Genomic DNA, 9150 nt, shown 5'->3' on the forward strand with positions numbered 1-9150 from the left:
CGTCGACGCAGCTGGAGCAGGCGATGCCGTGGAAGGACAGGCGGCCGCCTGTGCGTGGGTAATTCTCGGCGAGGTAAGGCCGGATCAGGTTAGAGCACCCACTATAGCGCTCTACGGCGCCCCCCTCTGGCCTGCCGGCCATCTCCCCCACAGGTGGGGAGATTGGCAGCTTCGGCGCCGGCTCTTCTTCTTGTGATGCTGAAAGTTGGCGAAGGCGGCGCTACAGCCAATCTCCCCCCTCGTGGGGGAGATGGCCGGCAGGGCAGAGGGGGCGCCGTAGGGCGCTACCGCGACATCGCTACCCGATAATCTCCAGCCGCCTCGGCAGCCTGTTCATCGCCACGGGCCCATCCGCCGTGATCAGGAACTGGTCCTCGAGATTGAAGCTGGCGAGGCCGTCTATGTAGAGCGGGATCTCGAAAGCCAGCACCATCCCGGCTTCGATCCCGACATCACTGCCGGCCGCGATGAACGGCCATTGCTCCGAAAACACCGACTGGCCGACGCCGTGGCCGAAATGGCCACGCCGATAGGAACGCAACCCCTGCCGCGCCAGGCTTTCGGTGGTGACGCGGTGAACGTGACCGAGCGTGTTGCCGGGTACAAGTTCCGCCAGCCCGTCCTCGAAGGCGCGTTCGGCGATGGCGTGGAGTTCGGCCTGATCGGCGGAAGGCTGGCCGAAGATGAAGTTGCGCGACATGTCTGAGGCGTAGAAGCCGACCGTACAGACCATGTCGCATTTCAAGGGATCGCCGGCCGTTGCCTTGTCATCGGCGCCCTTGGCCCGCGCACCGAGCGTGACATATTCCGCGGTAACGACGGGATGGGAGAGCCCCGCAGCCGCGTCGGCGACCCCCATGCGGTAAAGCGCGACGAGGTCGGCCTGACGCATGCCGGCCATGGCATCGACCTGCAAGCGCTCCAGACCGGCCTCCGACAGGAGGATGCCTTGCCGCAGGAGGTCGATCTCGCGCGGCGACTTGATGGCCCGGAGCCGATCCAGCACCGGCGAGCCGTCGATCAACCGGCAATCCGGCAGCAATGCCTGGATGGCGGCAAAATCGGCGGCGGGAATGAAGTCGAGGTCGGCGCCGAGCGTTGCGCGCTCCAGCCCGAAATCGGCGAGCATGGCCCGCAGCTGGCGCACCGAGCCGGCGAGATCGAAGGTCGCGGGACGCGAAAAATCCGGCGCGCGGCCAAGCGCGGCCAGTCCGGCCTCGATCCGTTCCGGCAAGGGCTTGCCGGGGGATGATGCCTCCACCGGCGCGGATTCGATCCAGATCGCGTGCGAGCGCACGACCGCTTCGGGCGCGGCGGCCCGCAACTGGGCCGCGTTGAAGTCAGCGGCGACGACGCCGATCGGCAGGTCCTGCCTGGCCGGGATGACGACGAAGCCGCCGCCGGCGCGCCGGAACAGTCCGGCCGGCCCGATCCAGGCGCCGGTCGCGTAGTGGAAGGCTTCAGGTGCTGAGAGCACCAGGGCCGAAATGCCGGCGCGCTGCATCAACTCGGTGGCGCGCTGGCGGTCGACAAAGCCCGTCATATCTTTTCTCCGAATGACCAGGCGGCAACGGAGCATTGCGGTGGCGGACAATCAAGCCGCAGGCCAGGGCTATTTGATCGATTCCAGCTTGGCGAGCGCGGCGGTGAAGCCGGCCAGCGACACCGGGATGGTGATCGGCTTGCGGGTTATCGATTCCATGCCGATGTTGAGGTTGGTGCCCGACTTCATCGCCTTGACCAGGTCCGGCGACAGCGGCGTGGCGGCGTAGGCGCCGTTCTGGTCGCTGGTCTGGATGGCAATCGTGTTCTTCTGTCCCTGGTCGACCTGATAGCTGGCGCCGGACGGCAGGAACAGCCCGTGCGGCAAGGCGAGCAGCATGGCCAGGCTGCCATTGGCGTTGTCGCGGCGCACCGTCACCGTCAGCACGCGCTGTCCCGTCTTGGCCTCGGTCAGGTTCTGTGACAGCTGGCATTGCAGTTCGGTGCCCGCCGAGCCGCTGGAGCAGTTCACCGCCCAGGGGTTGGCATCGGCGGGCTTGGCTTCCTTCGGCGGGGCGGGCTTAGCGTCTTCGGCAAGCGCGGGTCCGAACCAGGCCAGCCCCAGGCAAAGCGCCGCCGCCCCGGCGAATCGGCAGGTCGAATTAGCAATAGCTAAAATAGTTCCCATGTTCTTCGTGATCCCCGCGACGTTCCTTGCCCAGGCAGGTATTCTCCCTCGCCAGCCTTGATACAACAGCAGGCACTACTCCGAAAGCGGCGTCGCACCCAAGCAAGCCGGCAAATCTACTGTTGCCATCCCGCCACACATAAGAACTTTAGCAGAAAATAACTGAATTCGAGGCAGCCGGGGCTCGCTATACAATATAATCGGCGTAAAAATTCGTACACGCGGGACGTGCAAGTCCCAGAAGGACTCGCCAGGGATGGGTTCCAAGCGCAGCGTGCGCACTATCGCAAGCATTATCCGGAAGCCGACTGGCTGGTAGCGCTGGCCGAGCCAGCACCGCATCATCGACATCGCCTTCCTGCCGGCCCATCGCCGCAAGGGCCTGGGCGGCGCGCTGCTTCGCGACCTCATCGACGAGGCATGGTTAGCCGGCAAATCGGCGTCGATCCATGTCGAGAAGAACAACCCGGCCCGGCGGCTCTATCTCGAGCTCGGCTTCGTCGTCGTCGAGGACAAGGGCGTCTACGACCTCATGGCCTGCGCGCCGGCGGCGGGCGAGGTGACCGCCCGGTAGGCGGTTGGAGCTCCGCTGCTCAATTCGGCCGCTTGCCGTAAGTCGGGGAATTGGCCGAAGCCTTTCGTCATCCCTGGGCGGAGCAGGAGCGAAGCTCCGTCGCGGAGACCCTGGGATCCATGCCGGGACTCCGGCCAAGGAATGCAACGGTTCAAAAAGGGCATCAATCGTCGGCATTGTGTGTGCAAAGCAGACCCTGCACCGCGGCAACGCCTTGAAGTCGCGGCATGGATCCCGGGGTCTGCGCCGCGTCGCTTCGCTTCTTGCTACGCCCAGGGATGACGAAGAGCGACCAGCGCCTAGTTGAACACCGCTTCATAAAGCCGCCCGGCCGCGTCGGCGGCGACCGGCACGATGAAGATGTCGTGGGCGGCGCCATTGCCGGTGAGGCGATAGGTCGCCTGCGGCAGGGCGATCTCGCGCGGTCCTCTGAACATGAGCGAGAAGCCGCCACCCTCGCGAGGGCTGGACGCGATGCGGTTGACCGCGCTCAGTTCGAGCGAGATCCGCTGCTCGCCGGCGTCGATGGTGAATGCCTGCCCGATCGCCTGTTCGAAATCCGCCGCTGTCATGCCGTCCGCCTCAATTTGCCTGTTCGAGATTGGCCTTCCGGAAACCGGATTTTGCGCCGCCGATGATGCGCCAGGACAATTCCGCGGAGCAACCGCAAAATACAGCGGCGAGCCTGCTTTAATGCGTGCACGAGACACTGTAGTACTTTGCGCCGGCGCGGGAGTCTTGGCCATGTCAAGAACAGCGCCATGTGAGGCGGCTCCAATCATTGGGGTCCGATGCTTGGGGGCCGGCCCGATCGGCCGGAGGAGAAAGGGACCGAGATGGCTGACGTTGGGACAAACACGCAAGCGGCGGCGAGCGAGGCCATGCCGCTGTTCTATTCCCGGCCCGAGGCGCTCAACCCGGTGCGGCATGGCTCGCTGGGCCTGACCGCGCGCGCGGACTTTTCCTTCGCCCGTTCCGCCCACGCCATTCCGGTTGTCGCGGCGGAAATGCCGGCGGCGATGCGTTCCTACCCCATCGTCTTCATCGGCGCGGGCAAGGCGCCGGTCATCATCACCGGCGTGCGCCAGAACGAGAACCTGTTCGTCGACGCCGAAGGCCGCTGGACGGCGCCGCATTACATCCCTGCCTATGTGCGCCGCTACCCCTTCATCCTGGCCGAGGATCCGAAGGCGCCCGGCCGGCTGACGCTGTGCGTCGACCGGGCGAGCGACCGGGTGGTCGATCAGGTCCTGGCGCCGCTGCGCGAAGACAAGATCGCGCCCTTCTTCAGCGGCACGGAGCCCACCGAGGCGACCAAGCAGGCGCTCGCCTTCTGCAACCAGTTCCAGATCGATTTCAGGGCCACCCGCGAGATGGTCGACAAGATCGACGCGCACGGCCTGTTCGCGCCGCGCCAGAGCAAGGTGACGCTGGAAGGCGGCGAAGTGCTCAACCTCACCGATTTCCAGGTGATCGACGAGGAAGCCTTCAACAAATTGAGCGACGCCGCCTTCCTCGATCTCAGGAAATCCGGCGCGCTCGGCCTCCTCTACTGCCACCTCGCCTCGACCAACAGCTGGACATCGCTGGTGCACCAGGCATCGGTGAGGAAGGCGGGGTGAGGCAGAGAAACGAGGTATTGCGAGGGCAAATGAGTCGCCAACATTGTGTGCCGATATTGCTTGGCGACAGCGCAGTTCCTCTTGAGCTTGTGCAAAGCCGATGTAGTTTCGAGCCAACGAGCGAGGCGGACATCCAGGCACTTATTCATCGACATCCAGGGTCATTGCCCATTGCAGAGATCGATTCACTTTTCTGCGACCCGGTCCCAATTTGTACCGAACTCAATACACGTGCCGGTGCAATCGACAATTTCATGGTGACGACTTCAGGATTGCCGATAATCGTGGAATGCAAACTTTGGCGAAATCCTGAAGGCCGTAGAGAAGTCATTGGGCAGATACTCGACTACGCAAAGGAGCTTAGCCGGTGGACATCATCAGACCTGCAAAGAGAGGTAAGTCGTCGCCTAAACCGACAAGGGAATCCGATTCTGGAACTTGTACGTGAGCGATTACCTACGGTTGATGAGATCGCCTTCAACGATACGCTAACTCAGAATCTTAGACGTGGAAGGTTTCTTCTGCTTATCGTAGGCGACGGAATACGCGAGGGTGTGGAGGCTATTGCGGATTATCTGCAACGCCACGCGGGCTTGCATTTCAGTTTAGGCTTGGTCGAACTGCCAATCTACGCAATGCCGAGCGGTGGTCGAATTGTTGTACCACGTGTGCTCGCTCGAACAGCGATCTTGTCACGAGAGGTGGTGGCGGTTCCCGACGGCTTCACTATTCGCGAGGTCGCCAGCGCAACAGATGAAGCTAGTGAGGTTGACCCCGAACGGATCGCCCTTGCCGATGCCCAGGAGAAGTTCTGGGCGGAGTTTCTTCAAGATTTGACGCTGGACGATCCTGAACAGCAGATACCTAAGCCGGCCCGCGCAGGAAACCTCTCATTTATGATGCCGGCGCCAAGTGGATCGAGCTGGATCACATGCTACCGAGATATGCGCAACAAGGAGGTTGGGGTGTTCCTTTCAGCTCACAGGAACACTGTTGGCGAGCTTGCAATGCAAGCGATCGTTGAAGATTGGGAGAACGTAAAGCTAGAGCTGGAAGATGCGGCTGAGGTTGTTCAGGACAAGTATGGGCGACCCAAGATTATGATCTCGCGCCGCTTCGGCTCACTCGACGATCCAACAATACGGGCTCAGGCTTTCCATTGGCTGAGACCATGCCTCAATAACTTCGTCAACGTGATCCGCCCACGAGTTCGATCGGAAGTTGGCGACCATGAACAGTAACCGGTGAACCTGTCCTTCCCAAAACGCGAAAAAGCCGCGGCGGACCGCGGCTTTTCGATGCTTGATTCCCCTGGAGGAAACTGGAGCGGGTGAAGCGATTCGAACGCTCGACCCCAACCTTGGCAAGGTTGTGCTCTACCCCTGAGCTACACCCGCTCACACGGCGTCTTCGCCGCAAGCCGGGCCTATATGGCTGAAGAGCGCGGCGATTGCAACAGGGAAATCGCAGCCTTTTTGCATCGTTTTGGGCGACGCCGGCAAACCGCCGCCATGCGCGGATTTCCATGTCGCGTCGCGCGACGGCCTTGTGTCGGCGACCGCATTGGCCGTAAACGGCAGGGCGCCAAATGGAAGGGACAGGACAGATGCCCAAGACCGAAGCCGAGCTTTTCGCCTTTCTCGCCGACCTGGGCATCGCCGTTTCGACGAAGCGCCATCCGCCGCTCTACACGGTCGCCGATTCGCAGGCGTTGCGCGGCGAAATCGCCGGCGGGCATACGAAAAACCTGTTCCTGAAGGACAAGAAGGACAATTTCTTCCTGGTCACGGTCGGCGAGGATGCAATTGTCGACCTCAAGCAGATCCACCAGCTGATCGGCGCCGCCAGCCGCGTTTCCTTCGGCAAGCCGGAAATGCTGATGGAGCTTCTGGGCGTGCTGCCGGGCGCGGTCACCGTCTTCGGCGCCATCAACGATACGGAGAAAAGGGTCAAGCTGGTGCTGGATCAGGATCTGATGGAGCACGCGGTCATCAATGCGCATCCTTTGACCAATGAGGCGACGACATCGATCGCGTCGGCCGATCTGATCAGATTCGTCGAGGCAACCGGGCACGATGCTGCTATCTTGAAAGTCTCGGCATGATCGCCACATGGATGGCGAAACCGATTTCCAATGACATGGCGCCGGGCCACGGGCCGGCGGCGCGACCGAAAGGGTGACGAGATGAGCGACAACAATCCGTTTGGCGGATCCTTCGGCAGCAGTGGCGGCCAGTATGCCACTACGGTGCAGTATGGCGGAACCGAGCCGGCGGCGGCGAAAGCCGCGCCCGGCGATGTGACGCTCGCTCCCCCCGCCGATGTCATCAAGGACACAACGACAGCGGCCTTCGCCGCCGACGTCATCCAGGAATCGCGCCGCCAGCCGGTGCTGGTCGACTTCTGGGCGCCATGGTGCGGACCTTGCAAGCAGCTCACCCCGCAGCTGGAAAAGGCGGTCAAGGCGGCCGGCGGCAAGGTCAAGCTGGTCAAGATGAACATTGACGACCATCCCTCGATCGCCGGCCAGCTCGGCATCCAGTCCATCCCGGCGGTCATCGCCTTCAAGGACGGCCAGCCGGTCGACGGCTTCATGGGCGCCATTCCCGAGAGCCAGATCGCGCAGTTCATCGACAAGGTCGGCGGCAAGGGCAATGGCGCCCCGGCGGTGGCCGAGGCGCTTGCGGCGGCGGCCGAGGCGCGCGACGCCGGCGACATGCAGACCGCGGCCGACATCTATGACGCCATCCTGGCGCAGGCGCCTGAAACCATCGAGGCGATCGCCGGGCTGGGCGATCTGCTGTTCGAGGCCGGCGACACGGAAGGCGCCGAGGCGCTGCTTGCAACGGCGCCCGAGGCCAAGAAGGACGTGCCGCTGCTCGCCGCCCTGCGCGCCAAGATGGCGCTCGCCGCGCAGGCAGCGAGCCTCGGCAATCCGGCCGAATTCGAGAAGCGGCTGGCCGACAACCCGAAGGACCATCAGGCGCGTTTCGATCTCGCCATGATCCAGAACGCCAGAGGCGAACGCACGGCGGCGGCCGAAAGTCTGCTCGCCATCATCAAGGCGGACCGCGCCTGGAACGATGACGGCGCCAAGACGCAGCTGCTGCAGTTCTTCGAGGCCTGGGGCATGACCGATGAGGCGACACTGGCGGCGCGGCGCAAATTGTCGTCGCTGCTGTTTTCCTAGAGGCGTTAGCGGTTTCACGGAACGGGAACCGCTCCCTTTGGTTTCAAGCAACTCCGGGCGGCAGCGGATCAGATTTTTCCCGGAATTGCCTTAGCCGACTGCCCTGCTGTTTTGTCGCAGGCTTGCGTTGCCAGGCGAAAGCGCCAGATAGGACAGAACGAAGGCAGCATTTGCGCTTCCCGATGGAAGCGATCGGAGGAACGAGGTGCAAGCGGGAAACGCGCATTACCGGCTCGCCAAGGATCTGCCGTCAGCGATCCCGCTCTTCCCGCTCGAGGGCGCGCTCCTCCTGCCGGGTGGCCGCATGCCGCTCAATATCTTCGAGCCGCGCTACCTGCAGATGGTGGACGAGGCGGTAGCCGGCTCGCGGCTCATCGGCATCATCCAGCCCAGCCTCGACGGCGCATTGCGCGAGGACGGCGAGCCGGCGCTCTGCAATGTCGGCTGCCTCGGGCGCATCATCGCCTTTTCCGAGACCGGCGACGGCCGCTACCTGATTTCGCTGCAAGGCGTGTGCCGGTTCCGCATCGCCCACGAACTGACCGTCAAGACGCCGTTCCGGCAGGCGAAGCCCTCGCCGTTCCTCGCCGATCTTCATGAGGACCAGGCGGCGAACGAGATCGACCGGCCGGCGCTGCTCAAGGCATTCCGCGCCTATCTGCAGGCCAATGACCTGGACGCCGACTGGGAAAGCGTCAGCCGGGCCGAAAACGCCATGCTGGTCAACGCGCTATCGATGATGGCGCCTTACGGGCCGGCGGAGAAGCAGGCGCTGCTCGAAGCCGCCGATCTGAAGACGCGGGCCGAGACGCTTATCGCCATCACCGAGATGACGCTGGCGCGCGAGAATGAGGATTTCGGCTCGAGCTTGCAGTAGGGTGCGTCGACAGTCAGGTGATGCCGATGGGCGATACATGCCGTGCCCGGGGAGAGAATGCGATGGCGGATGGGCGTGACGGGACCAAGGCGAGCGTCGATCCGAAGCTGCTGGAATTGCTGGCCTGCCCGCTGACCAAGGGGCCGCTGACATGGGATCCGCAGCGCGGCGAGCTGATATCGCGGGTCGCCAAGCTCGCCTATCCCGTGCGCGACGGCATCCCGATCATGCTGCCCTCGGAGGCGCGGGCGCTGTCGGTGGAGGATGTGCTGCCGCCGCCGAGGCTGAGCGGGCCGTCATAGCAGGTGAGAAGTGGGCGTCGCTTCATCACTCGAAAAGTGGCGGCGGGCGCGGCGGCTGTGGCGCAGGGGGGTGAGAGGCTGGTGGGGCACGGCCCCCCTCTGTCCTGTCGGACATCTCCCCCACAAGGGGGGAGATCGGCAGTTTCGCTGTCCAGCCCGTCCCTCAACGTTGAAGATTGGCGAAAGCCGTAGTGACGGCCAATCTCCCCCCAAGTGGGGGAGATGCCCGGCAGGGCAGAGGGGGGCGCGAAGGAACGCCAACACTGCTTTGTTCCCGCCCCGCTCGCGGATGATCGGTAGTGACGGGGCGCAAGGGCAGGATGCCCTATTGAAAATTGCGTCCCTTGGGCATGACGCTTTCGGCTTCCTCCGACAATACCGCCAGATCCTGCCGGGTCGAGGCATTGCGCGGCTC

The 9150-nt window shown here is 63.6% G+C and carries 10 protein-coding genes and 1 tRNA gene; 7 read left to right on the forward strand and 4 right to left on the reverse strand.

Going from position 1 to position 9150, the window contains the following annotated elements:
- Nucleotides 1-298: 298 nt before the first annotated feature.
- Nucleotides 299-1543 carry a Xaa-Pro peptidase family protein gene (locus tag J0I79_RS01005; protein ID WP_292854532.1) on the reverse strand — a complete coding sequence of 415 codons (1245 nt, stop codon included), beginning with the start codon at nucleotides 1541-1543 and terminating at the stop codon, nucleotides 299-301.
- 69 nt (nucleotides 1544-1612) lie between these two features.
- Nucleotides 1613-2170: an invasion associated locus B family protein gene (locus J0I79_RS01010; protein ID WP_292854534.1), complete on the reverse strand. Its 558-nt coding sequence runs from the start codon at nucleotides 2168-2170 to the stop codon at nucleotides 1613-1615.
- A gap of 394 nt (nucleotides 2171-2564) precedes the next feature.
- Between J0I79_RS01010 and J0I79_RS01015 the strand changes: the two genes are divergently transcribed.
- Nucleotides 2565-2744, forward strand: a complete 180-nt coding sequence (locus J0I79_RS01015) for a hypothetical protein (protein WP_292854553.1) — start codon at nucleotides 2565-2567, stop codon at nucleotides 2742-2744.
- 299 nt (nucleotides 2745-3043) lie between these two features.
- On the opposite strand, the gene J0I79_RS01020 is transcribed toward J0I79_RS01015, so the two are convergent.
- Nucleotides 3044-3316 carry a hypothetical protein gene (locus J0I79_RS01020; protein ID WP_292854536.1) on the reverse strand — a complete coding sequence of 91 codons (273 nt, stop codon included), beginning with the start codon at nucleotides 3314-3316 and terminating at the stop codon, nucleotides 3044-3046.
- A gap of 264 nt (nucleotides 3317-3580) precedes the next feature.
- Between J0I79_RS01020 and J0I79_RS01025 the strand changes: the two genes are divergently transcribed.
- Complete coding sequence (locus tag J0I79_RS01025) at nucleotides 3581-4366, forward strand: SapC family protein (protein ID WP_292854539.1); 786 nt, start codon at nucleotides 3581-3583, stop codon at nucleotides 4364-4366.
- A 29-nt stretch (nucleotides 4367-4395) separates the two neighbouring features.
- On the forward strand, nucleotides 4396-5607 hold the full coding sequence (locus J0I79_RS01030) for a hypothetical protein (protein WP_292854541.1): 1212 nt from the start codon (nucleotides 4396-4398) through the stop codon (nucleotides 5605-5607).
- A gap of 81 nt (nucleotides 5608-5688) precedes the next feature.
- On the opposite strand, the gene J0I79_RS01035 is transcribed toward J0I79_RS01030, so the two are convergent.
- Nucleotides 5689-5763 (reverse strand) — tRNA-Gly (locus tag J0I79_RS01035).
- 191 nt (nucleotides 5764-5954) lie between these two features.
- Between J0I79_RS01035 and J0I79_RS01040 the strand changes: the two genes are divergently transcribed.
- The 4 genes from J0I79_RS01040 to J0I79_RS01055 all read left to right on the forward strand — a co-directional run bounded on the left by J0I79_RS01040 (nucleotide 5955) and on the right by J0I79_RS01055 (nucleotide 8735).
- Nucleotides 5955-6470, forward strand: a complete 516-nt coding sequence (locus tag J0I79_RS01040; RefSeq protein ID WP_292854544.1) for a prolyl-tRNA synthetase associated domain-containing protein — start codon at nucleotides 5955-5957, stop codon at nucleotides 6468-6470.
- Nucleotides 6471-6551: 81 nt separating this feature from the next.
- The gene (gene trxA, locus J0I79_RS01045) at nucleotides 6552-7556 is read left to right on the forward strand and encodes a thioredoxin (RefSeq protein WP_292854546.1); all 1005 of its coding nucleotides are present in this window, start codon (nucleotides 6552-6554) and stop codon (nucleotides 7554-7556) included.
- A 205-nt stretch (nucleotides 7557-7761) separates the two neighbouring features.
- Complete coding sequence (locus J0I79_RS01050; RefSeq protein WP_292854548.1) at nucleotides 7762-8433, forward strand: LON peptidase substrate-binding domain-containing protein; 672 nt, start codon at nucleotides 7762-7764, stop codon at nucleotides 8431-8433.
- 62 nt (nucleotides 8434-8495) lie between these two features.
- A complete protein-coding gene (locus J0I79_RS01055) occupies nucleotides 8496-8735 on the forward strand; it encodes a Trm112 family protein (RefSeq protein ID WP_292854550.1) in 240 nt (79 codons plus the stop codon).
- Nucleotides 8736-9150: the final 415 nt, after the last annotated feature.

The organism is Mesorhizobium sp. (assembly GCF_017306585.1).
Taxonomy (GTDB): Bacteria; Pseudomonadota; Alphaproteobacteria; order Rhizobiales; family Rhizobiaceae; genus Mesorhizobium.

Bases quoted from the DNA above. Each gene is read 5' to 3' on its own strand.
- J0I79_RS01005 (WP_292854532.1), bottom strand. From the start codon at position 1,543: ATGACGGGCTTTGTCGACCGCCAGCGCGCCACCGAGTTGATGCAGCGC.
- J0I79_RS01010 (WP_292854534.1), bottom strand. From the start codon at position 2,170: ATGGGAACTATTTTAGCTATTGCTAATTCGACCTGCCGATTCGCCGGG.
- J0I79_RS01020 (WP_292854536.1), bottom strand. From the start codon at position 3,316: ATGACAGCGGCGGATTTCGAACAGGCGATCGGGCAGGCATTCACCATC.
- J0I79_RS01025 (WP_292854539.1), top strand. From the start codon at position 3,581: ATGGCTGACGTTGGGACAAACACGCAAGCGGCGGCGAGCGAGGCCATG.
- J0I79_RS01030 (WP_292854541.1), top strand. From the start codon at position 4,396: ATGAGTCGCCAACATTGTGTGCCGATATTGCTTGGCGACAGCGCAGTT.
- J0I79_RS01040 (WP_292854544.1), top strand. From the start codon at position 5,955: ATGGAAGGGACAGGACAGATGCCCAAGACCGAAGCCGAGCTTTTCGCC.
- trxA (WP_292854546.1), top strand. From the start codon at position 6,552: ATGAGCGACAACAATCCGTTTGGCGGATCCTTCGGCAGCAGTGGCGGC.
- J0I79_RS01055 (WP_292854550.1), top strand. From the start codon at position 8,496: ATGGCGGATGGGCGTGACGGGACCAAGGCGAGCGTCGATCCGAAGCTG.